Origin of the sequence: Ningiella algicola, assembly GCF_028401415.2 — a bacterium.
Lineage (GTDB): Bacteria > Pseudomonadota > Gammaproteobacteria > Enterobacterales > Alteromonadaceae > Glaciecola.
This window is the reverse complement of sequence record NZ_CP171821.2, coordinates 1,164,017-1,188,640: the sequence shown is the minus strand read 5'-3', so window position 1 is coordinate 1,188,640 and position 24,624 is coordinate 1,164,017. Positions and strand designations below refer to the sequence as shown.

The following is a 24,624-nucleotide window of genomic DNA, read 5'->3' as shown; positions in this document are numbered from 1 at the left end:
TTCTAACAGCGAGATACTGTCGCTCTTTTTTCTCATCTAATAGATTATCTTCATCTAAATTCCTTTAGCTTTCTGACGCTTAAGCGCCTGCACGAGGTCTTGTTGCGCAAAGCGTTGTACAAAATATGAACAATTGTTAATATTGTGTTAAGCGGAGCATTGCTTGCTCTTGTCTGCTTAACATATCTTCTAATTTTATTTCTCAGACGTCTTGGAATATGTGCTTGTCGTAGTTGACCTTTCAACAATGTTTGCGCTGCCTTGGTCAACGTGAGAGATAAGCATGCCTGACATACCTCGCTACAAAAGAGATAAGTTTATATTTGTCTCTAACTTGCAAGAAGTTACTGCAAGCGAAGCACACCCCATTACGCTGAAGCGTGAAGCGTATTTGCTGTCTGATCAATACTCCAACACCGAACAGGTCGCTCGTGCAAAGTGGGTGAAAGCGCGTCGAAATCTTTTGGTCAGTGACAATGGCAACTTCTCAAGAATGAGCGCTATCGCTAAGACTTTTGAACAGCGAGGCGAAACTATCCTAAACAAGGCGCTTGACGAGCAAGAAGAGGATGGAGCGATAAGCGAGCAAACCTTGAGTGAAAGGCTGGCGTTAATCGCTGAAATTGAGGCGCAGTGCGACTTAGATTTCCAGTCAGCGGATTTTAATCAAATTATTGCAACGCAAACCTTAATTAATCCAGATTATATCATTGGCTTGGAGGACTACGTGATTCCAGTGCTGATGATGTGCGGGCTTACGCACCCTATTTTTAAACCGAAAGCGGCGTCGATTAAAGCCCGCCAGAAAAAGACCCAAGAGATTTTTAAGCAGCAGCGTGCAGGCGCCTTCGGTAAGCATGAAGAATTGCAGGGCACTCATCAGTTTTTAGTCCTTCACGCTTACGACTATGCGAGCGCTTTTCAAGGGGCAAAGCAATTACAAACGCCGGCAGATGGCATTGCAATAAGTTATGGCGGTCCAATGAAGAGCAAACGCTGGATCACTGAAATGAATTTTAATGGGAAAAATATTAGGTTTAATGAAAAGCTCCCCGAACCATATTTAGTCTCTACTGCGATTACCCTTGGCGCCAATGATGGCTTGGAAGACAATTTACCCATTCATATATTAGGCGTTGGAACGCCGATTTTAGTGGCTTTAATCGGACATATGTTGCGTAATTCGAGGGCGGTAAGCATAGACTCAACCGCACCTTTCAAGGACGCATACGTGGGCACGCTCTATGGTTCTCGCAGTGCTTTTTTAAAAATGGATATGTACAAGGTGGCTGCCATTACGCTAATTAACAATACGGCCTATACCTCTACAACACCGTTTTTTAAGAGTTTTGAAAACGACTTTCCCTCTAACTGGTCGAAAATGCGCGCTGAGTTAGGTGTGTCCAGTAGCTCAACCATCAAAAATGTTATGCGAGATTTTAAGCAAAACCCCGACTTGGTGGAAGCTAACACCCCATTTTTTAGCAAAATGAGGTCAGGCGATGAGCCCATGCTCAAGCGACTGAGAATGGATCGCTCTGGACATAATTACTGGATTTTAAGAAACATTTGTATGTCGGTGCGCGAACGAATGGGGAACACGCTCGCGCTAGAAAAATGGATGCAATACCAAGTTAAGCGCTACACCAAAATCGGTAGCAGGAAGTGGGGCTTAGCCGTTCAAGCTGCCTTTGATCTTAGCCAGCGTTAATAAGCTTTTTAAGCTCATTAACGCAGAGTTTGATATAGCTAAACATAAGACGGTTATTGCAATAGTCGCGATTTACCGAGGGCTGAGCAATGAGCAGCCCATTCCTTTTCACCTGACTTAAATTGAAGGTGGTACACTATGACAAATATTAGAAAATTACCCCTTGAGAGTTTCCCGCCCTTTGCACATGGCCCGGTGGAACTTGTTGAATCAGCCACGCTTGCAATGGAGACTTACAAAGGTTTTTTGTTAGCCCGCAATTGGCGTCTGGTTCAGAGCCAAACCATCCCTCTGCGCGGAAGTGCTGAACAAATCCTTAACTTCATCGCCAGTAAAACCCATTTATACAGTTGCAGTGTGGATTATTTATCACTGCGTGACAGTGGCCTAAAAAATGCGTTTACCGACTTAAGCTCCGACAACTCAGCTCAGGCTGATACTTTAAGAGCGGCGATGTTGGCTGAGCTCACCGCCTCTCAGGGCGATGAGACGCAGGCACAAGCGTTTTTAGATAACTTGCTGGCAGGTGAAGGCGCGCTTTTTGAGTCGCGAAAACAAGCGAAATCGGTGATAGACAGCGAGCAAGATATTTTGATTCCGGTGCAAACATCACTTGCTACTCTCGCACTTCGCGCCGATATTGAGTCCAGTATGAACAGCGCTTTCAAGAAGACGGCTGCGCTTGCGGATGCTGGACAAATTGACGGCGAGCAGGGTGATGACGATAGCGATATACTAAGTGCAGAGATCGATCAATTATCAACCTTGCATGATTCAAGCATTCAGTCGCTGTATGACGCGCTGGTAAGTAAAGTAGAGGCAGATACATTTTATAAACTTTGCCAAAGCACAGAGCAAGATATATCTAAGCGTTTACCTATCAGTGCTATGTTGGTGGGGAGCTACTTATACTTAGTTGAGCAAAACACACCGGCCACCGACACTAGCAATGAGCACGTGCTCGCTCTTAGTCTCTTAGATATGATCAACCGTTTATGCGTTGTGCATGCCTATTTGTGTATGGTTAAAGCGGAATCAAACGGGGTCAATGCCAACAGGTGGTATAGCTTTGAAAAACGCAGGGTCGACGATAGACAAATGGACTCAGAGGCGCCTTCGGGCGATCCTGTTGATGTAAATACGATTAAAGGTGGTGCTCAAGTTGAAGGCGCTTTTATTCAAATTCAAGGCTATGTAGACAACTTGGCCATAGAAGACGATCCGTCACCGCCTAAGTTCTCATCCTTTTTTGATTTGAAACCAAGTGATACCGATGAATCAATTCGAGTGCGCGCACATATGTTTAGTCTCATTAACAATGGCTTGAGCGACGGCGCGTTTGTAGAGTTAAGTGGATTTGTTCGCAATGCCCCGGCGTGGTCCGCATCGCCTGGCGTCGATATTGACCGAGTTAGCCTAAGCGAGTTACGTAAAACCAGTTGGTACGATGATCTTGTGTTTAGAGTAAGAAGCAATGTTTTGCTCTACCAAGATGGAATGAACATGTCCTTTACACCCGCGTTGGAGGTAAATTAATCATGCCTTGCACAGCAGAAAATAATCGACAACAAGACAAATTCACCGCTTGGCGAAATGCATATGCAGATTGGGAGGGTGCTCGAAATTTAGCGCTGGCCGCAGATGCTGCCATGGTTGGCACCTGTGGGGTAGCGATATGGACTCTCGGAGGTGGAGGTTTCACGGGTGCAGCCTGCGCTGCCGCAGTCGCCGCCCTCGCTTATGCCGTCGCAGAGGCTGATACTGCGAGGACCAAAAGTGATATAGCCGGAGACGCCTACAATCAGGCATTTGCTGAATATGAGGCCTGTTTGGCTAAAATGAAGCAGCAACAGTAAGTTCTTATTCACTGTATACGCTGGATTTCGTAGCCCAGCGTATACATGTTTATATTAGCCATCATAAAGTACTGCAGGTGGTGAAAAGCGTGTGGAAAACCGTCTACCTAATGCCGCAATATTGCTGCAGATATTCGGCATATTCGCTTACATATGCTGTGGACCGAGCCCGTAACTCCATAATATGACCGATGCAGCCATCAAAATAACCATGAGCACTAATCCGCAAGTAACTACTGAACTGGAAAAAATAAAGCCCTTTTCTTCGGGGATATGAAGCATAATTGGAACGCCGGTATACAGCAAATACACCGAGTAAGTTAGACCGGCAAGCACTCCCATCATAATAAACCAAAGCTCGGGATAAAAAGCACTAAACCCCGCCATAAATAATGGCGTTGCGGTGTAGGCTGCTATGTCTAAGCTTTGTGTAAAACTGGTTTTCGCGTCGAAGGCTTTAGCCATTTCGTAAATAAGCGCAGCAAGTGCACATACACCAAAAATAAGGCCAGCATACATTGCAACAGCCATTGACATTGCGCTAGCATGGGTTAATTTAATCGTTTCTGCGGTAACGCCCGCACCAATATCCCAACCTAAATAAGCCGAGGCATAATACGCCATGCCCGCTGGAATGATTGAAACAACTAGGATATGACTCAAAGCATAGAAATAACTCTCTTTCTGCTTGTCTATGTTTTGCCATTCTTGTTTTGGTGAGCGGTAAATGCCCCACAGATGGTTCAGTATCACTAACTTGCTCCTTATTTATTAATCGAAACCATATTTAACCTGAATCCTGTTTAAGAAATGGTGCAAGCGCTTGTTTCACATACTTAAATTAATTTTTACACTCAGTGCTGCTAGAATTGTGAAGGACAAGGCGCAAAAGTCACGTAATAGTTATTCTATTGCTGGCTTTTGCAACGCAGTAATTCGCAATTCTAGCGGTGCTGAGCGCCGTTTCTTAAACAGGATTCAGGTTATTTAAGACCTGAAAGTCTTACTTGCGTTATGAGTCTAATGAATAAGCGACTCTTAACAATAAATATAAGTCATTAACAAAAGTGTAACAAGATCTAGATCAAGTTTATACTGATAAATTGTCAGTTTTTTTCGTTTAATTTGATGCTTAAATACCTGCGACGCGGTTTATTGCGTTTGCACAAGATATTGTGCAATTTTTTCAAAGCGCGGATCATCTGGATTTGACTCCATCGTAGCACCAAGTATTTCGCCTTTAGCAGAAATAAATATAGTGGTCGGCGTGCCATAAATTTCAAAGTCTTGAAGTGCTACGTCATCACCATCTAGAAGGGTAGGAAAGTTGATACCTCGGTCTTTTAGCACTTGTGCCGGCTTAGCTCCAATCGGCTCATTAATACTAATACCGACAATCTGAAGACCTTGGCTTTCATATTCAGCGCGAATTTTCTCTAAGCCCGGATGTAAGCGCTTGCAAAACGAACACCAGGTGCCCCAAAAATGAATAATCGTAGGTTTGCCTTTGAAATCGCTAAAGCTCACCATTTCACCATCGGCATTCTCAAGCGTCCAATTAGGTGCAAGCACGCGTTGCTCAGCAGCATCCTGTGCTGTTTGTTCTGGTTTAGTTGCTTCGTTTTGAGCAAATGTGGAAAGACTTATTAGCGTAAGTGTTGTTATCAGTGTAATTTTAGCCGAGCGAAGTACGCGTTTCATAATTTGTCATTTAACCCTTAGTTAGTATGATTAACTAGACAGGCGCAAAAGACATTATCTTTCATCAAATCAATTATAAAGACCTTTAAGAAGTTTGAGCCAAGTCTTTAACTATGCCTTCGACTCTTCATCAGACGCCTGAATAGCCGTCAGCGCGATGGTATACACAATATCATCAACAAGTGCGCCTCGGCTTAAGTCATTAACGGGTTTACCCATTCCTTGAAGCATTGGACCGATACTGATGAGGTCTGCGCTTCTTTGAACGGCCTTGTAGGTTGTATTTCCGGTATTTAAATCCGGAAAAACAAAGACGGTTGCCTGTCCTGCTACTTTGCTTTGGGGGGCCTTTTTGGCAGCGACATTTTCCATTACGGCTGCATCATATTGCATCGGTCCGTCTATCAGCAGATCAGGACGTTTAGTTTGCGCAAGCTTAGTGGCTTGTTTGACCTTTTCAACATCAGCACCCGAGCCAGAGTCACCCGTGCTATAACTAAGCATGGCAACTTTCGGCTCAATGCCAAACAGTGAAGCGGAATCGGCAGACTGGATCGCAATCTCTGCTAACTGTTCAGCGTTTGGGTCTGGATTAATCGCACAATCTCCGTATACCAATACTTGTTCTGGGAGCAGCATAAAAAATATGGATGAAACAATAGAGGCATTTGGCGCGGTTTTAATCAATTGCAAAGCAGGCCTTATGGTGTTTGCCGTGGTATTCACCGCACCCGATACAAGACCATCAACGTGGCCCTGTTGCAGCATCATGGTGCCCAGCACTACAGGGTCTTTAAGATACTCTTTTGCGTAAACTTCCGTTAAACCTTTATGCTTTCGAAGCTCGACTAAGGCCTCTACATAGTCGTCTCGAATGTCTTTGGGATTGATGACCGAGATGCCTTTGGGCAGTTCAATACCTTGTTGTTTCGCGATTCGATGCACCTCTTCTGGCTCGGCTAGCAACACACACTTAGCAATGTTTCGCTGGGAACAAAGCGCAGCGGCTTTAATGGTGCGCGGCTCATTCCCTTCTGGTAGCACAATCGTTTTGTTAGCTAACTGTGCTAAACGCGTCAATTTATGCCTAAATGCGGGGGGTGAAAGCCTTGTGCTGCGCATGGCATTTTTTGACAAGCTGCTTAACCACTGCTCATTGATACAGCTTGCAGTATGGTCCATAACGCGGTCGAGGCGCTGTGCATCATCAACCGGCACTTCTTGATTGAACCTGTGTAAGTTTGAAGTGGTCTGCCAAGTGTTGTCGTTGACCAACATAACCGGCAACCCGGTTTCAAGGGCACTCTCGCATAACTTGAGAATGTTGGGGGCAGGTCGATAACCACCGGTTAACAGCAGTGCACCTAGTTTTGTGCCATTGAGTGAGGCAAGGCAAGCGGATACGATTATATCGTTGCGATCACCTGATATGATAAGTAACGCACCAGGGCGCAATATCGAGGTCATGTTGTGTATTTCACGCGCGCACAAGTGCACGCTGCGTAAACGCCGATGCAAATAGTCTCCTTCGTTAATAAGCTCAGCATTCAGGTGTTTTTGTATATCTTGAACACGCGGGGCAAGCAACTCAAAATTCCAAGTAATGCCGCCAATTAACTTAAATGAACGTGAAAACACAGGCAGTTGAGACAGATTTTTTATCTTCCCGGCGCTGTGAGCGTTGCTCGGTTGGTGAATAAGCTCTGTTCCCAAACGCCCTTTGAGGTCTTCAGGCTCACCTATTTTGTTTAAGATACACCCAACGACGCGTTTACCTTTATGGCCGCCATAGCTATCGGCCACTATCTCAATTTTATCGTTTAATTGCGATAAGTTAAGTCCTCCCGGAGAGCCTACTAAGATGATTTTGGCGTCAAGGGCATTACAAATCGCTCGATTGAGTTTTACAGCATACGGATGACCTGCTGTCGATATGAGCCCTTCAATCATTACTATGTCGTCTTGATTGGCGTATTGCTCAAAATTATCAATAATTTCTTCTAAGAGTTCGTCAGTTTTGTTGTTGCCAATTAAATCCTCCACATGTCCTGTGGCTAAAGGCGCTTTGATGTCAGTAAACCCAAGACCTTTTAAAATAGCGGTTGATTTATCTTCGCTCTTATCGTGTTCATCTGCTGTGGCATGTGCTTCAGAATAGTCACCTTGTCGGCGCTGACTGACAGGTTTGAAAAAATTCACGTCTAAGCTTTTTTGCTGCAAAGCCCTCACCAATCCCAAACTCACGCTCGTTAAGCCGGCATCACTGCCAATGGGAATAAGCATTATTCGGTGTGTCATAGTGAGCCTTTGTAAGTCAATTATTCTTTGCGGGTCAAATATCGAAAGTGCGTTTCATCACTTCCATGCCTGAAATTAATCACTAGCGCCTGCCAGTTCGTAAGCATCTTTTGCAATCACCCATTCCTCATTTGTGGCAATCGCAAAAATGGGCAATGAATTCGGATGGTTAATCGCGCCTGATTTGCCAAAGCGGATTGTATTGTTTGCAGATTCGGATAAGGCCAAGCCCATATGCGCCAGCTGTTTGATAACTTGATTTCGTATCAGGGCTGAGTTTTCGCCAATACCGCCAGTGAATACTAGGGCATCTAAAGGGCCTGTAATGGCCATATAGCTGCCGATATATTTCACTAATCGATAACAAAACACATCCAGCGCGAGTTGTGCATTTGCATCGCCACAGGCCGCCTGTGCTTCGAGTTCTCTGCAATCATTCGACACACCAGAAATCCCTAACAAACCGGATGCTTTGTTAAGCATAGTTGTTACGTCAGAAGCTGTGTAGTTTAAGTGTTCAATCAAATAACTCGGTAAACTTGGGTCAATATCGCCACTGCGCGTGCCCATGACTAAACCCTCAAGGGGCGTAAAGCCAAGGCTGGTATCTATCGCCTTGCCATTTTTAATGGCGCTAATACTGCAACCATTTCCCAAGTGAGCGGTAATTAAATTGCATGTTTCAATGGCTTTGCCAAGCAGTTTTGCTGCTCGATGGCTGACAAAGTAGTGGCTTGTGCCATGAAAGCCGTACTTGCGAATACTGTGCTCTTTATAAAGACGCTTAGGCAAGCCATACATATAAGCGTGCTTCGGAAGGGTTTGAAAAAATGCAGTGTCGAACACAGCGACGTGAGGTAAGTGCGGGAAAGCCCTTTGGGCGGTTGTAATCCCCGCTAAATTAGCAGGATTATGCAATGGCGCCATGAGCGATGTTTTGTCGATTGCGTCAATCACTAAGTCATCAATGAGCACCGATTCAGAAAATGACTCCCCGCCATGAACGACTCTATGACCTACAGCAATTAATGATGTTTTGAGCATCGGGTGCTTATCTAACAGCTGCGTAATTGCATCCAAGGCTTGTGTATGATCACTTTGACTAGCAAGCGGATATTGTTCGTTTGTACTTTCGTTAGAGTAGCTAAGGCTAGCCGTTGGCAAAAACAGATTCTCGGCTAACCCTTTTAATAAAGTCTCGCCAGTTTTTGCATTCATAATCGCAAATTTAATAGAAGAGCTTCCGCAATTAAGGACTAAAACCAGTGGTTCTTGTTTTGCCAATGACGCGTTCCTTAAGAATATGCAGTGAGCATGTAAGCTCAGTGTTTTTTAAACCAAATACACACTAACCAATAAGGCGTGTATTTTGCTAAAGGTCTTCCAAGATTTCATCAATCGCTCTTTCGAGCTGCTGGTCTCGTCCATTAATGATCACCTCAGGCATATTTTTGATAATCACTTGTGGTGAGGTTTGATTGTTTTCCAACCATTCCCCCGCTTTGTTCTTCGCGCTAACCGGTACTACTCCCCAAAAACCGCCTAAAGGTAAGCCTTCCCAGCCAGCAAAAGAGCATGTGCCCGGTACTGGCATGCCAACTGACTTACCTAGCTGTAAATCAACGTAGCCGCTAGCGTAACAATGGCCGTCGCTATACATGGCTTCGTTAAACAGGGAAATGATGGGTTTGGTGTAGCGAGAGGTGGGTTCTCCGCCAACCACCTTCGCTTCGGTGGCGTAAGTAAGGAAGGGTTCGCCTGTGAAAAACATGGCTAAGTCGGCCACTAAGTCGCCACCGCCATTGAAGCGGGCGTCCACCACCATGGCTTCTTTATCAAAAAAGCGCCCTAGCATATCGTCATAAATACTGCGATAGGGGCCATCAGCCATATTGGGTATATGCACATAGCCTAGTTTTCCGTCGCTTCGTTCAAGCACTTCTTGCTCATTAATTTTCACAAAGCGCTGATATAACAGCCTCCCTTCGTCGCGACGAGAAATGGGCTTAACGGTAATTTGTTCAACCGCTTTATCACGCTCTCCCTTTGCGATATCCAGTAAAACAAATTTGCCTGCTTTACGATTGAGCAATTTTGCCCAGTCCATATTCTCGCTTATATCTTGTCCGTCTATTTTACGGATGATTGAGCCAGCCTCCACGTCGTACTTGGCTTTATCTAGAGGACCATCTTTAATCACCTCTGTAATTTTGATGCCAGCACCATCATAATTATGGTCATAGAAAATACCCAAACTTGCGGTTTCATCTTTTATGCCATAGTCAGGCGAGCCGAAGCGACCCGTGCCTGCGCCAGAGTGAGATACATTAAGTTCTCCCAGCATTTCGCTTAGTAACTCAGTAAATTCAAACACATTTGCTACATGAGAGACTTTTGGCGCGTATTCACTTTGCATCAAGCTCCAGTCCACGCCGTGATAGCTTGGCTCGTAGAAAATCTTAGACGTGCGCAGCCATACATGGTCAAAGGCATGTTTGCGAACCGCATCATGATCCACCAGAATTTCTGCATTTATACCAATATTCTCACGAGAAGCGTCTTCTAAATCCAATTTAGCGATACTGCCGTCGCTTAGTAGATAAAGCGTTTCCATATCGTCATCCCACAAGAGACTGCCGCCGCTTGCGTCAAGACTAATGAGTTTTTTGGTTTCTTTGCTGCGAAGGTTGGTTTCCCATAGGTCAAATCCGTCTTCGAATTCTGATAAGTAGTAGAGCGTGTCGGCATCTTTATTTAGCACGGCATCGCTTAGGCGAGAAGAGTGAATGGTTAAGCGTGCAATGCGTCTGTCCATGCCGTCCCATTCGATTTCGATGGGTTCAATTACTTCCACTTCATCTTTTTTATCATCGTCAGTGCTTTGTTCATCGTCTTCCGCATTCTCGTCTTGGGCATCTTCAATTGCTTGCATGAGCTCAAAGTCTTCTTCGCTCATGGTAAATTCGTCCCAGTCTTCTTGTGTAAGAAATACACTAAATACGTCTAACTGACTTCTTCCGCTCGTTGCATAGCTTTTCAAACCTTCGCTATTACTAAAATACAGCACCTGTTTGCCGTTATTGACCCACTTTGGTCTATAATCTCGATATCCGCTGGGGATAAGCATGCGTTTATCTTCATCGCCATCTGCGCTCACTATCGCTACGTCGGTGTTTTGAAGCAGTTTGCGATACTCAAACAGTATCCATTCACCGTCTGGGCTCCAACTAAACTCTTGGTCACCATCGCGAAAATGAATAGCAAGGTCGCCGGGCACAACATCAACACTGTCCTTTGAATCTAGCTCCATGACTTTGATGGTTCGGCGGTCTTCAACATAGGCGATACGCTCACCATTCGGAGAAATTTTAGGTTGATAATTGTCTTTCTCATTATCAATGAGTGCGCTTTCTTTTATTAGCGAAGCAGCATAAAAGAAAGGCTCTTGTTCACGCACTTTTTCAGCCTTAAAAACGCTCCATTTGGTGCCTCTTTCCGCTGCATAAACTAAATAATCGCCATCAGGAGAAAAACTAACAGATGCTTCTCGCGCGGCAGTTTCGGTAATTTGCTTAGTAAAATTACCCTCTGTATCGCTAACAAACACATCACCATGGGCAATAAACGCAATTTCTTTGCCGTTAGGTGAAATACTCATTTGCGTAATTTCGCCATTTACACTGAGCATTTCCATGTTGTTGCCAATGTCTTGCGTACGAATAGTGACATCAACTTGTTGAGGTGAGGCGGTTTGCGCGTCTGACGATACATCGAGGGTGTATAGGCTACCGTGATGAGTAAATGCAAGCGTGTTCTGGCCTCGGGATAGAAATCTTACTGGGTGCATGTCAAAGTTTGTCACTTGCTCAATGTCTTGCGGATCATCTATGGCCATGCGATAAACGTTAAAGCTGCCGTTTTGCTCACTTAAATAAAACATGGCGTCATTATTTTGTGAAAAAACAGGGTTGCGATCTTCTCCGGAAAACTGCGTCAACTGCTGATGCTCACCGCTGTTTACATCATAGCGCCATACGTCACGCGTCGCGCTGCTTCTATGATGTTTGCGCCACTGATTTTCAGTGCCCTTGTGGTCTTGATACAGCAATGTGTTGCCATCTGCGCTTAACTGCACAGATTCAGCCGTAATGGTCATTACCTGTTCAATCTTCCCGCCGGTACCAGGCACTGAATAAAGCTCTGGCAGTCTTCTAGTAGGATGCTGCCTATGCTCCGCAGTATCCATGCGCTGTGCTTTAAACATGATGTTTTTATCGTCATTAGAAAAGGTGTAAGGCTCTTCATCAGATGAATGATATGTCAACCGTTGCGCTTCACCGCCTTTTGCGTTCATGGCGTACACATCAAAATTGCCAAAGCGGTTAGAAGCAAAGGCAATACGAGAACCATCGCTACTCCATACAGCTGCATAATCATGTGCTTCGTGAAAGGTTAATCGCGTTGCCTGGCCGCCCGCAGCAGGCACAGAATAGATGTCGCCTTGGTAGGTGAAGGCAATGGTGGATGCGTCTGGCGAAATTGCCGCATAACGAATCCATTCAGGTGTGACTTTGGCTATAGAGCCTGCTGAGAAGGCGACGCCAATACATACAAGGGCTAGATTGCAGTTTGATTTGCCAACTTGAAAGTGAGTGCGTAAGCGCGAAGAAAGAGACTTGGCTGCGTTTGAAAGTGAAGTCATAACATACCTGTTAAGTAAATCTGGTTATTGTTAGGGGAACCTAGGTTTGGTTATTCTGGATGTTTGTCCAATTGGATGTTGAGTTTACATTAAAACTTGAAATATCCAATGATGAAACGCATCTCACTCAGCAACCGTCTGAAATAACAAACAGTGTTGGCGTAGAAGTATTGCTCGAATTGGCATTAAAGTAGCTGACATAGCAGTTGTTTGTGGCAGAGTCTTCTCCAGCAAAAGTAATGCGCATTTCTGAAGTCGTCGAATTGATGGTCACATTAAGCTGGGAAGCGTCAATATCTACAAAACTGTCGATGCCATATGTCGGTGGGGAAGCGCTTAAATCAGAATCGATTTTTGTGTATGGATTAACATCAGGATAGCCCAAATGCGTTTGCACGGGTACACCGTTAATTTGTACCTCAGAGTTACTAGCAGAGTTGGGAACCTTAGTAATGCCAGCAATGGCTGATTTAGCGAACACTAATTGCGATGCACTTTCAATCGCGCCTTTAACGCCATTAAGCGTTTGCGTGCGTGCATCTGATTGGATATTAATGAAACGAGGCGCTGCGACAAGGGCTAAAATGCCTAACACTACAATTACGATGATCAATTCAATCAATGTAAAACCGTGCTGGTGTTTCATAAAAAGCCTCATCAATATATATTTAGGAGGGCAGGATTTTGCAAACTATGCATCAAGACGTCCTAGCATATGCAGCGCTTCTTATTGTTTCGGCACGCAGAGTAAATCCTTTATTGGCACTGAACAGCATCTGCACTATGACCGTCAAAGTCTGCATTAATGGTGACTTTTCCACATAGGCAATTCGCTTTTTGCACAATACCTTCAAATATTGTTTCAGCACTTTCTTATAGTAGTCAATGCTGAACGCAGTATCTAGCGCTATCGCTTGAGATGTTATTGATAAACGCGGCTATGCAGGGCAGAATTGCTAGTTCAACTAAATGTCCTTTATGCGAGCTTTGTGAGTGATGAATAATAAAAACCTACGACACACATCCCATTTAAAATTCTCGAAACTATCCACAGCCATCGTGAGTGCTATTGCTACCACGCTCTGCTTATCGAGTGTTGTTCTTCCTAATGATGCCAAAGCTCAAGAAGTGCCTATTGTTCAACCAGGTGCGCCAGGTCAGCAGAGCAAAACGCTTTCAGCTGAGCAAGCCATAGCGCTGAGCAACACCAGCTTTACGCGCGATGACGTGCTCTTTATGCAGAATATGATTCCGCATCATGGGCAAGCTGTAGACATGGGCTTACTGGTTGATGCTCGCACTAATAACCCAGAAATTATTGACATTGCAGGGCGAATCAAACGCTCACAAGACGACGAGATTGCTTTTATGTCGCGCTGGTTAGAGGAGCGGGGGCAAGCATCCGAAATTGCGCATCACATGCATATGGACCACAGCATGATGGGCATGGCAACGCCTGAACAAATGCAGCAACTCGCAGCTTCTAAAGGTACCGATTTTGATCGCTTGTTTTTAACCTTGATGATTCCGCATCACGAAGGCGCTATTCGCATGGTGGAGGATTTGCTCGACCAACCGGGCTCTGCTTACGACCCTATATTGTATGATTTTGTGAATGATATTGTGAACGACCAAGAAGCTGAAATAGAGCGAATGAATGAGCTTTTAGCCGGTTTGTCAAACGATCCTCGCGTTGGCTTGCAAGCCGGATTTAGAGATGCAGGCGAAGCGATTTCTAACTTGAGTTTAGTGGCTACCTTGCAAAAGCCCGCTGGTTTTTTTGACCCCGAAAATCCGTCAAACATTCCGCCCATTCGCCTGAGTCGCGATGATGACGATAAGGATGTAGCCCCTGCGATGGATCATTCTAATCATGCGATGCATGCAGACGTGAAAAATCTTGAGGATGAAGATTTTGACGTTCCTGAGTTTTCTGATCATTTGATCCCAGAAGACCTTGCCGCTGAGGCACGAAAAAGAGCAAGCGGTGCAACGGAATCTATTCCTTCCGCTCATGAACATGCCCAGCACCAAATGCCTGAACGCAGCAGCGACGCTGATTCTGATGAGAAAACCGAATACAGTGAACGCTGGCCGCTGCTTAGCTTTTGGAATACCGATATGGCCTTTGCCAACGATATTTTAGTTGCCGGTAACTATCACGGATTTAACGTTTATCAATTAAACTACGACGGTATTCCTTCGCTTAAAAGCTCCATTGTTTGTCCGGGGGGGCAGGGCGATGTCTCCATTGTGGGCGATTTATTGATAATGTCGGTGGAGCAAACGCGAGGACGCATTGACTGCGGGCTTGAAGGTATAAACGAAGACATCAGCGATGAGCGCTTCAGAGGCTTGCGGATTTTTGATATTTCAGATGTGACGCGTCCGGTACAAGTGGGCTTAGTGCAAACTTGCCGCGGCTCGCATACTCATTCAGTTGTGCGTGCAGACGATGAAAACATTATTGTTTATAACTCTGGCACCTCCAGTGTAAGAGATGAAGAGGAGCTAGCGGGCTGCGTTGGTGAGGTGCCGGGAGATGAACGCACGGCTTTATTTAGAATTGATGTGGTCGAAATTCCGGTAAATGATCCGGCAAGTGCGCGCATTACATCAAGCCCCGCTGTATTTGCTGACGACGAAGGACGCGTAGCGGGCCTGTGGCTCGGTGGTGACCATGGTGCAGGCACGCAAGACACGCGCCCAACCGACGAATGCCATGACATTACCGTATTCCCCTCACTGAATATCGCGGCTGGCGCATGTTCAGGAAACGGTATTTTGTTTGACATTAGCGACCCATATAACCCCACACGAATTGATGATGTGAAAGACCCGGGTTTCGCGTATTGGCATTCCGCTACATTTAACAACGATGGTACAAAAGTATTGTTCACGGATGAGTGGGGCGGCGGCACGCAACCACGCTGCAGAGCCTCTGATCCAGTCACATGGGGTGCAAACGCGATATACAATATTGTGGATGGCAAACTTGAATTCCAAAGTTATTATAAAATTGACGCACCACAATCAGATCAAGAAAACTGCGTAGCGCACAATGGTTCACTGATACCCGTGCCCGGTCGCGATATTTTTGCGCAAGCTTGGTACCAGGGTGGTCTATCAATTTCAGACTTCACCGATGCTGCCAATCCGCAAGAAATCGCATATTTTGACCGAGGCCCAATTCATGATGAACAAATTGTAGTGGGCGGTTATTGGTCTACCTATTGGTTTGACGGTAAGATTTACGGCACCGAAATTGTGCGCGGTTTAGATGTATTTGAACTTAAGCCAAGCGAACATTTGACAGAGAATGAGATTGCCGCCGCCGAAATTGCCAATATGGGTAAGGTATTTAATCCTCAGCAACAACTGCCGGTTAGCTGGCCCGCCGTGCCGGTGGTTGCCATGGCGTATGTAGACCAATTGCACCGTGATTTTGGCTTAAGCGAACAAGTTCACCAAGAGGCTATGGCCATGCTTAAGCGCGCACAAAAACACCTTGATAACGGTGATAAAGACGATGATTTTGCCGACGAATTGGAAAACATGGCTGACAGCTTTGACATTCAAAGCGCGCACGGTAAATCACGCTTAGAAGCCTTGAAGGATACTTTGTCCAATATATCTAAAAAGCTTAGTTAAAGGCGCATTTGCTGCTCTTGCGGACGCTTCTAAAATGTCAATTTCATGTGATCATATTAGTAGGGTTGGTTATCGATTTTGTAGAGAGGGTAAACATGTCATTCATTTCAAAGTAACGGATTATGGCATTACGATTATCCGAATTTTACATTTACGCTGGAAATAATATTTTGAACATATCCGAGCTACTTTCTCCAATAAAAGCCTTTCTTCAATGCCCGAGCCCACAAAGTTGGATTGATGAAGCGATAATGCCTGAAAACCTGCCAACCTTATTAGTTGACCATGCAAATTGTGAATTAAAAGCCGCACAAACAGCCATGTTATTACTTCGACGTTATGCGGTTGATAAGGAGAGCGGTGATGCTTTGCTAGCTTGGCTTAGGCCTTTTGAGGATTTCGTGTACCGTAAGCTAGGCGATGGTGATTTTAGCCAGCACGTAAGCTTATCAAAAAAGCTAATCAGTAAATCTAATTTTGAGCATGGTGATGAGCTTATCTCTAAAATGGTTTTGTTAATAAAAGAGGAACTGCACCATTTTCAGCAAGTATTAGAGATCATGCAAAATCGAGATATCGATTACAGCAACCTCACAGCTTCTCGATACGCTAAAGGCATGATGAAGCACGTGCGCACTCATGAGCCCGCCAAGTTAATTGATACATTGATATGCGGCGCGCACATTGAGGCGCGTTCTTGTGAACGCTTTGCCGCCATTGCACCTCATGTAGATGAAACGCTAGGGCAGTTTTATGTATCATTATTGCGCTCAGAAGCGCGCCATTTTCAAGATTACTTGACCTTAGCAGAACGAATTTCGGGCAAAGACATTAGCGAACGTGTTTTATATTTTGGGCAGATTGAAGCAGAGTTAATTGGATCTGTCGATAATGAGTTTCGTTTTCATAGTGGCGCACCCCTTACCGCTAAAGAAAGCGAAGAGCGCAGCCAAGTAGCCGAAGCTAGCTGATGAAGTAAAAGCCTGTCCCCGTCACTGTGTAAGCGTCATGATCAATGGGTAATTAAATGACCGTCTGTTCTTAGCAATTCACCTTCCACTTCAAAAGTCGCGGTAAATTCACCTGCGTTTAACTCGCGCTGACTATTCATGGATAATCTAAAAAGCTGTGCACGTTTTGAGGAAAATGTTGCTGAGGCAATGAGTTGTTCATCAGGCGAATAAACACTCACCGTTACATCACTTGTGGGTGCCTTGGAGAATTGAGGTCGCACTAGAAACTCTTCTACACATACGAGTTCCTCAAAAGGTGGAGCGTCACACTTTTTCCCGTTCAAATAGACTGTTTTTAAGTAAATAGGGTTTTCTATATCCGAACGAAGCTGAGCGATAATCGCTCTTAGTTCTTCAAGTTCTGCCCTTAGCGCTTCACTATCGTCTTGTGCAGAGGCTTGCGACAGAAGAGTTTCCAATTCATTAATAGTATCTTGCTGCTGCTCCACTTGCACACCAATTCGAGCAAGTTGTTGTCGAGCTTCTGCCAACTCCGCCTCTTGTGTATCGCATAAGGCAACAACCGGGGCTGGGTTAGCTTCCGAAGCTGGTGTTTCTGTCGAGCTATTAGCAGCTGCTCTCGCCGCCATCAAATCGTCTTGCAAGCCGATAATTTGTCGATTATTTTGTTCAAGCGTTGACTGAGAATTAGCTAATTGAGCGGCGAGGTCTTGACTGCGCTGCTGAGCGCTTTCTCGCGCACTTTCGCAGCGCTCAAACCGCTGCTGAGCAAGCTCCACATTGACATCACTGTCAGCAAACCGAATAAGTGCGTCACCTAGCTTTTTTTCGGCTTCAAGTTGCAGGATTTCCGCATCTATTAGGGCTTCTTGAAGCGAATCGCGTTCGGCGAGCAAATCAATAACAAATTCGGTGTCAAAAACGCCAGTTTGCTCGGCGTCATTATTCGCATAGAGCACAATCAATATAATGATATTTATAACCAGCAATACGATGTATTTAATGCTTCGATTAAACAAGCGAATTCCTTCTCAAGTTGTGTTGTGTTTATGGCGGGGAAATGCGTGCCTCGTGGCGCCCTTATTCCGCTTAATTATTCATCATTTATATGATGTTTCAAGCGAAATTTGCGATCTTTGTATAATTGCGACTGCAAGGGCGGCAAAAATCTATTCTATTGGCCGCTAAATGCTCGAGTTTGCAGGCTAAGCTCATTGGCACTTGCCAAAAGAATTGAGCCTTGATCATACCAATCGCCCAGCACAATCCGCTGCTTTCTTTCACCATCCAGCTCAAAGTTATGGACGTTTGGACGATGCGTATGACCGTGAATGAAAAAATCGACACCATAATGGCGCATCACTCTATGGACTTCCGCAGGGGTCACATCCATGATCTCCTCTGTAAGCCGCTGGTGATTCTTTTGACTAACTCTTCGTCCGCGCGCTGCAATTTTTTTACGCAAACGCAAAGGCAGAGCAAGCATCATTGTTGGCCACCACCAGCCACGCGCCTTTTTGCGAAACTTCATGTATTCAATATCACGAGTGCAAAGCTCATCACCGTGGCTAATTAAGGTTTGTCTTCCATATAGGTCAATTACTGCTTGTTCGGGCAGCAACTGCATACCGCATCTATCGGCAAATGTATTGCCAATTGCAAAGTCACGGTTTCCATGAATGAAGTATACCGGCATTCGCTTAGAAATCTCAGCAATTGCGCTTGCAATCAGTTCACTGAAGTCACTTACATCGTCATCGCCAACCCATACTTCAAATAGGTCGCCAAGGATATAGAGCGCTTCTGCCTGAGGGGCTTCATCCTGCATAAAGCGCAGAAAACACTCGGTAATATCCTCTCTTTCTGCGCTAAGATGCAAATCGGAAATGAAGTAGGTGATCTTGGACGGGTTTTGCTTAGCAGTATTCATTGATTAACGAAACACCGCAAACGTGTATAGCAAGTTCACAGACTTTATTCCTATGCTTTGTTGATCAACTTTATTATTCAACAATACGTGCAGACTTAATTACCACATCTTCCAGCGGCACATCTTGGTGGAATCCGCTGTTGCCTGTATCGACGCCCTTAATCTTTTCGACAACATCCATGCCGTCAGTAACTTCAGCAAATACGCAGTATCCGAAACCTTGCGGGTTGGGTGCTGAAAAATCCAAGAAATCGTTATCTTTTACGTTAATAAAAAATTGCGCCGTGGCTGAATGCGGGTCGTTGGTTCGCGCCATCGCAACTGTGCCCAATGCGTTACTTAGGCCATTGTCTGCTTCATTTTCGATGGGATCGCGGACCGATTTTTGTTGCATACCCGGCTCAAAACCACCGCCCTGGATCATAAAATTGCTGATCACGCGATGGAAAATGGTGTTGTCGTAGAATCCATCTTCAACATATTTTTTAAAGTTAGCTACGGTCTTCGGAGCTTTATCCGGGCGTACTTTTAATGTGATGTCACCAAAATTCGTTTCTAAAACTACCATCGTATTTCCTATATTGTTGGCTTAGCTTAATAATAGATACCTATCGTCTCAAGGCATTCAATGTTGTAAAACTTAAGTGCATGAAAAAGAATTCTTATTTGTTACCGCAATGGTAGCTTAAAAGCTCAGACAGATGCTAGAATTTACGCGCTTTCAATGTTTGTAAATGTGCTTGCGGGCACAAATTCGCAAATATAGATAACAATACAAACCGTGCACCAACAATGAACAGGTACTATTACATGACAGAAAATCAGGCAGGCGCCTTACATATATACAACACACTTAGTCGGAAAAAGGAGGTATTTGTGCCTCTGCATGCGAATAAAGTAGGTATGTATGTGTGCGGCATCACCGTTTATGATTTATGTCATATGGGACATGCTCGAACCTATTTAAGTTTCGATATCATTGTGCGCTATTTACGCCACCTTGGGTTTGACGTGACCTACGTGCGTAATATTACCGATGTTGACGACAAAATAATTGCTCGTGCAGCAGAGAACGGTGAAAGTCCAAGTGACTTGACCGAACGCACCATCGCCATGATGCATGAAGATTTTGCCGCTTTGAATTTGCTTGAGCCGGACATTGAACCGAAAGTCACCACGCATATGCCTGAAATAATCGACGTGATTGAACGTTTGATTGAAAAAGACTATGCCTACGTCTCCGATTCAGGTGATGTGCTATTTGATGTCAGCGCATTTGAGCAATACGGCAAGCTATCAAAGCAGGACTTATCGCAGCTACAGGCCGGTATTCGCGTGCAAACAACCTCCGACAAACAAGATCCGTTGGACTTTGTGCTTTGGAAATCAGCAAAGCCTGATGAGCCAAGCTGGGATTCTCCTTGGGGCAAAGGTCGTCCGGGCTGGCATATAGAATGTTCGGCAATGAATCACAAACATTTGGGGGCGCATTTTGATATTCACGGCGGTGGCTCTGATCTCATTTTCCCCCATCATGAAAATGAAGTAGCGCAGTCATGCTGTGCCTTTGATACCGACTACGTTAACACGTGGATGCATACTGGAATGGTGCAGGTCGATAACGAAAAGATGTCTAAGTCTTTGGGCAATTTTTTTACCCTGCGTGACGTCTTGCAAAAGCACGATGCCGAAACCTTACGCTTTTTCCTCATGTCGGCACACTATCGCAGCCAACTAAGCTACTCGCAAGATAACATTAATCAAGCAAGGGCAGGACTAGAGCGCTTATACACGGCACTTAGAGGCTTTGAATTAAGCGATAGCGTTCACGCGCAATTTGACTTGTCATTCGGCGGCTACCTTGAGCGTTTTGAGGCGGCGATGAATGACGACTTTAACATGCCCGTGGCGTTTTCAGTTTTGTTTGATGTAGCAAAAGAGCTAAATAAGCTTGATAGAGTCAGCGATTCTGCCGTTCGTTTAGCGAGTATTCTAAAACGGTTAGGTGCCATATTAGGCATATTGCAAAGCGATCCTGATGCTTACTTGCAAGGAGCAGGTGAACAAGATGATGATTTTGCAGCGAAAGTTGACGCGCTTATTGCCAAGCGTAATCAAGCTCGAAGCGATAAGGATTGGCCGCAAGCCGATGCTGCCAGAGACGAACTGACCGCACTAGGTGTAGTATTAGAGGACGGCGCTGCAGGCACAACATGGCGCAAGCTTTAAAGCGCCTGCTGCCTCACTTATATTTGCAGCTTAGCTTTTGGTGATATCAACCAAAAGTGTAAGCTGTTGACCTGGCTGCAAATACTTATTCTTACTTAGCGAATTCCAACGCAAGATGTCATTCACCTTTACTTGAAATTTACTGGCAATCAACGACAGTGAGTCGCCTCTGCGCACGCTGTAAGTCACTGAGCGTCGAGAATCTGTACTGCTTCCTTTTTGATATACCGTAAGTTTTTTGCCAAGCTTTAAAGTGTCGCGCGTCGACATGCGATTCCATCTTGCCAAATCATTAACACTGACTTTGTGCAATCCGGCGATGTCCCAGAGCGTGTCACCAGATTGCACCGTGTGAGTGAATTTCGCCTGTTGAGAGCGATTGCTACTAGTGTGATAAAGATTCTGAGCCGCATTTAGCGCGTAGGCATCAAGCTCGCTTAACGCGACAGGAACAAGCAGATGATCGCCGGCGTAAATAGTATTGCCCTTAATGTTGTTAATCCGCCTAATCACATCAACATTGGTGTTGTATTGTTTAGCAATTTTACCAATGCTTTCGCCGCTTCTTATCTTGTGGCGCTCCCAGTTCAGGCGCTCATTTTCTGGTGTATTGTTCAGCGCAAGTCCAAAACTCTCTGCTCTGTCGAGTGGCAGCACTAATCGGTGAGGGCCTTGTGGATTAGTTGCCCATTGATTAAAGCCAGGATTAAGGGCTTGCAGTTCCGGTAGCGTTAAGTTCGCCATTTGTGCGGCTTTCGCTAAGTCGATTTGTGAGCCCACATTAACTACTTGAATGACTTCAACATTATCAATGACCGGCCATTTGAAATTATAGTTTTCAGCATTTTTGAGCATGTCGGATAGTGCGAGTAACTTGGGCACATATGCTCGGGTTTCTTTAGGCAAATCTAGTGACCAAAAATCGGTGGCCTTGCCAGCGCGCTTATTTTTGCGTATCGCTCGCTGTACTCGACCTTCACCGCTGTTGTATGCAGCAAGCGCATGCATCCAGTTGCCGTCAAACATATTGTGAAGATACTTTAAATATGCAATAGCGCCTTGAGTTGATGCAACCACATCGCGCCTACCGTCATACCACCAGTTTTGCGGCATACCGAAACGTTTGCCGGTACCGGGGATAAATTGCCACATACCTGCTGCCCGTCCGGAAGAATAGGCAAAGGGGTCAAAGGCGCTTTCAACAATGGGTAAAAGCGCAATATCTAATGGTATGTCGTTCGCTTCGAGCTCTTTTACAATGTAATACAGGAAAGGCGTAGCACGCTTTGAAACGCGCTTCATGTAATCGGGGTGACGCAGATACCAACGTTTTTGTGCCTCTAGACGCGGCTCGCCAGTTGGAACCTCCAGCGAAACGTTTTTCGCAATATACTTCCATAAGTTAGCTTCAACCTCCGCTGGGATTGTTTCGGGCAAGGGTAGCGGAACGTCAACTTCTTGGGTGGGGTGAATGAGCTTTGCGACACCTTCTTGACTTTCGATGCAGGCTTCTTGCTCATGGCCTCCAGCCGCCATTTTTTGCTGATTACCACTGGTCTCGTGATTAATTCTGCATGGCTCTAATGAAGAAAGGTCAGTGACCTTGTTTTCATCAGTTATCTGACTTGTTGTAAGCTCTGGGGATTCGGCATCTGGCGCCTCGGTAAGACTACAACCGCTAATGACTAGCGCTAAAAATATCCAAAATAAAAGTTTCATAACATCCTAATTCTTATTATTCGCGTTAATCTGAGCTTCAACCATTCTCGGTTTAAAAATGATCTTTGGCAGAGCGAATGGCGGCAAATGTGCTAATAGCGCGAGCAATGTCTGTGCCAGCTTCATTCGCCTCAATCGCTAATTGTTCTGCAATAATTTGCTGAAATGCTTTGTCGTGGCAGCGCAAGTAAGGGTTTAGATGTTTTTGCTGCGCGATGCTGCTTGGCAGTGTAATCTCACCCTGTGCACGCATTTGCTTCGCCCATTGCTCATAATCGCTTAATGCTGAATCGTGAGGCAATAAATGGCGGGCAAACTGCAAATTTGCCAAGGTATATTCATGGGTACAATACACCGCTAAACTGGAAGGCAAAGCTGCTAATTTATCAAGCGACGCTAAGAATATCTCAGGCGTCCCCTCAAACATTCTTCCGCAACCAACAGAAAATAAGGTGTCACCGCAAAAAAGCCAGTGGTCATTGTAAAACGCAATATGATCCATTGTATGGCCGGGAGTTTCGATAACGTCGAACGACACCTTATCACTTAGCACAGATACAGTATCACCTTCGCGAACCTTGGCCGTTAGTCCACTAATTTTGGGGTTGTGCGGCCCAATAACGGTAAGGTGATTAACGGCTTCGCAAAGCCTTTGGATACCGCCGGTGTGGTCATAATGATGGTGGGTGATTAATATTTCGCTCAATAAAAGTGAATGCTGCGTTAAGTAATCTAAAACCGGTTTAGCGTCACCCGGGTCAACTACCACTGCGCGCTCATGGTCATGAATACACCAAATATAGTTATCTTCAAAGGCTTTGATTGGGAAGATGCTGATGTCGGACATGGATTGAGTCATAAACCTATTTAATATTCTTATTATATGTTCGTCTATTTTTCATACGTATAAAGTCTATCTTAGATGGCTATTATCAGGTTTCGTTCAGTATTTTTTGTCGGTTGAACCTGTTGTACAAGTGCGCCGTCCTAATGTAAGGTCGGAATGTACCGTGTCAGTCAAAGGAAAGCAATTTGCTAATGCGCGAAGCGCGAATAATTAAGCGCCCTAAGTATCCAAAAGCATGGCTGTCTTTAAGTCAGGGTGAAAATGTGCGTATTGAGCTTGAGCGGGCCATTGCGCCTATTTTGGAGCGAGTGTTTGGCTATTACTTGGTCAAACTTGGGAATTTGAGTTCGCAGTTAGATGCCTCAGCCTGCCCAATCAAAAATCAATATAATTTAGCGCAAAATACTCAAGATGCCTGCCATGTGCAGTCAAAGTCCTGTCGCCTGCCGCTGCAAAATAACAGCGTCGATGCATTCTTACTCACTGCTGAACTTGATTTTGCGCAAGACCCTCATCAGATTATTCGAGAAATTGACCGTGCAATTACGGCGAATGGTCACGTTATTATTGCCGGATTTAACCCCTTTAGTCTGGCAGGGGTGATGAAATACTTGCCAATAAATCGCAAGAATATTCTTCATCAAGGGCGGTTTTTTACTGCGGCTCGAATCAAAGACTGGCTGCAGCTATTAGATTTTGAAATTATCCAACAAGAACAAGTGATGTATTCCGGCTTGTTTATGCGCAAAACACTTAATCAAAAAAGCCGCATACAAAAATGGTGTAAGCGATATTTACCGTGGTTTTCGTCCATGTATATTATTGTTGCGCGCAAACGTGAAATACCGCTTTCGCCTATTAAACCAAAATGGCAATTGAATCCAAAATTTGCATCAAGCCCAGCGGCTGCGTCGATTAGAACGGAGCTATATCATTTAATTAAAGAGTCAAATGATATAAAAGAAGAGGACGATGTAGTTGCCTAAGTGTCGAGAAGGTTTAGCTT

At 45.0% G+C, this 24,624-nt stretch carries 19 protein-coding genes; 8 read left to right on the top strand and 11 right to left on the bottom strand.

Annotated features, from left to right (window positions below):
- Nucleotides 1-283 precede the first annotated feature (283 nt).
- From PN836_RS05295 to PN836_RS05285, 3 genes are all read left to right on the top strand, one after another.
- On the top strand, nt 284-1,711 hold the full coding sequence (locus tag PN836_RS05295) for a hypothetical protein (RefSeq protein WP_395344220.1): 1,428 nt from the start codon (nt 284-286) through the stop codon (nt 1,709-1,711).
- A gap of 138 nt (nt 1,712-1,849) precedes the next feature.
- Nucleotides 1,850-3,247 carry a hypothetical protein gene (locus PN836_RS05290; protein WP_395344219.1) on the top strand — a complete coding sequence of 466 codons (1,398 nt, stop codon included), beginning with the start codon at nt 1,850-1,852 and terminating at the stop codon, nt 3,245-3,247.
- 2 nt (nt 3,248-3,249) lie between these two features.
- Entirely contained in the window at nt 3,250-3,567 is a 318-nt protein-coding gene (locus tag PN836_RS05285; RefSeq protein ID WP_395344218.1) for a hypothetical protein, read from the top strand.
- Nucleotides 3,568-3,714: 147 nt separating this feature from the next.
- Here PN836_RS05285 and PN836_RS05280 read toward each other — a convergent pair whose 3' ends face one another.
- From PN836_RS05280 to PN836_RS05255, 6 genes are all read right to left on the bottom strand, one after another.
- The gene (locus PN836_RS05280; RefSeq protein WP_395344217.1) at nt 3,715-4,320 is read right to left on the bottom strand and encodes a Yip1 family protein; all 606 of its coding nucleotides are present in this window, start codon (nt 4,318-4,320) and stop codon (nt 3,715-3,717) included.
- A gap of 399 nt (nt 4,321-4,719) precedes the next feature.
- On the bottom strand, nt 4,720-5,268 hold the full coding sequence (locus tag PN836_RS05275) for a TlpA disulfide reductase family protein (protein ID WP_395344216.1): 549 nt from the start codon (nt 5,266-5,268) through the stop codon (nt 4,720-4,722).
- Nucleotides 5,269-5,379: 111 nt separating this feature from the next.
- The gene (gene pta / locus PN836_RS05270) at nt 5,380-7,566 is read right to left on the bottom strand and encodes a phosphate acetyltransferase (protein ID WP_395344215.1); all 2,187 of its coding nucleotides are present in this window, start codon (nt 7,564-7,566) and stop codon (nt 5,380-5,382) included.
- 75 nt (nt 7,567-7,641) lie between these two features.
- A complete protein-coding gene (locus PN836_RS05265; RefSeq protein WP_395345482.1) occupies nt 7,642-8,784 on the bottom strand; it encodes an acetate kinase in 1,143 nt (380 codons plus the stop codon).
- A gap of 154 nt (nt 8,785-8,938) precedes the next feature.
- The gene (locus PN836_RS05260; RefSeq protein ID WP_395344214.1) at nt 8,939-12,268 is read right to left on the bottom strand and encodes a S41 family peptidase; all 3,330 of its coding nucleotides are present in this window, start codon (nt 12,266-12,268) and stop codon (nt 8,939-8,941) included.
- Nucleotides 12,269-12,395: 127 nt separating this feature from the next.
- A complete protein-coding gene (locus tag PN836_RS05255) occupies nt 12,396-12,914 on the bottom strand; it encodes a type II secretion system protein (RefSeq protein ID WP_395344213.1) in 519 nt (172 codons plus the stop codon).
- Between the two features lie 350 nt (nt 12,915-13,264).
- Between PN836_RS05255 and PN836_RS05250 the strand changes: the two genes are divergently transcribed.
- Genes PN836_RS05250 through miaE form a run of 3 tightly spaced genes read left to right on the top strand, consistent with a single transcriptional unit; the run spans nt 13,265 to nt 16,890 of the window.
- Nucleotides 13,265-15,919 (top strand): DUF305 domain-containing protein, encoded by a 2,655-nt coding sequence (locus tag PN836_RS05250; RefSeq protein ID WP_395344212.1) that lies wholly within the window; start codon nt 13,265-13,267, stop codon nt 15,917-15,919.
- A 34-nt stretch (nt 15,920-15,953) separates the two neighbouring features.
- Complete coding sequence (locus tag PN836_RS05245) at nt 15,954-16,085, top strand: hypothetical protein (RefSeq protein WP_395344211.1); 132 nt, start codon at nt 15,954-15,956, stop codon at nt 16,083-16,085.
- Nucleotides 16,042-16,890 carry a tRNA isopentenyl-2-thiomethyl-A-37 hydroxylase MiaE gene (miaE, locus tag PN836_RS05240; RefSeq protein WP_395344210.1) on the top strand — a complete coding sequence of 283 codons (849 nt, stop codon included), beginning with the start codon at nt 16,042-16,044 and terminating at the stop codon, nt 16,888-16,890. The genes PN836_RS05245 and miaE overlap by 44 nt, the downstream gene beginning before the upstream one ends.
- Nucleotides 16,891-16,931: 41 nt before the next feature.
- Here miaE and PN836_RS05235 read toward each other — a convergent pair whose 3' ends face one another.
- The 3 genes from PN836_RS05235 to PN836_RS05225 all read right to left on the bottom strand — a co-directional run bounded on the left by PN836_RS05235 (nt 16,932) and on the right by PN836_RS05225 (nt 19,391).
- Nucleotides 16,932-17,912: a hypothetical protein gene (locus PN836_RS05235; protein ID WP_395344209.1), complete on the bottom strand. Its 981-nt coding sequence runs from the start codon at nt 17,910-17,912 to the stop codon at nt 16,932-16,934.
- A gap of 155 nt (nt 17,913-18,067) precedes the next feature.
- The gene (gene lpxH, locus PN836_RS05230; RefSeq protein WP_395344208.1) at nt 18,068-18,823 is read right to left on the bottom strand and encodes a UDP-2,3-diacylglucosamine diphosphatase; all 756 of its coding nucleotides are present in this window, start codon (nt 18,821-18,823) and stop codon (nt 18,068-18,070) included.
- A 73-nt stretch (nt 18,824-18,896) separates the two neighbouring features.
- Nucleotides 18,897-19,391, bottom strand: coding sequence for a peptidylprolyl isomerase (locus tag PN836_RS05225; RefSeq protein WP_395344207.1), 495 nt, complete (start codon nt 19,389-19,391; stop codon nt 18,897-18,899).
- Between the two features lie 242 nt (nt 19,392-19,633).
- Between PN836_RS05225 and cysS the strand changes: the two genes are divergently transcribed.
- Entirely contained in the window at nt 19,634-21,052 is a 1,419-nt protein-coding gene (cysS, locus tag PN836_RS05220; protein ID WP_395344206.1) for a cysteine--tRNA ligase, read from the top strand.
- A 30-nt stretch (nt 21,053-21,082) separates the two neighbouring features.
- Here the strand turns inward: cysS and PN836_RS05215 are convergent, their stop codons facing one another.
- Both PN836_RS05215 and gloB read right to left on the bottom strand, forming a co-directional pair.
- On the bottom strand, nt 21,083-22,771 hold the full coding sequence (locus PN836_RS05215; protein WP_395344205.1) for a lytic transglycosylase: 1,689 nt from the start codon (nt 22,769-22,771) through the stop codon (nt 21,083-21,085).
- Between the two features lie 52 nt (nt 22,772-22,823).
- Nucleotides 22,824-23,630, bottom strand: a complete 807-nt coding sequence (gene gloB / locus PN836_RS05210; protein ID WP_395344204.1) for a hydroxyacylglutathione hydrolase — start codon at nt 23,628-23,630, stop codon at nt 22,824-22,826.
- Between the two features lie 179 nt (nt 23,631-23,809).
- Between gloB and PN836_RS05205 the strand changes: the two genes are divergently transcribed.
- Nucleotides 23,810-24,604, top strand: coding sequence for a methyltransferase domain-containing protein (locus PN836_RS05205; RefSeq protein ID WP_395344203.1), 795 nt, complete (start codon nt 23,810-23,812; stop codon nt 24,602-24,604).
- The last annotated feature ends 20 nt before the right edge of the window (nt 24,605-24,624 follow it).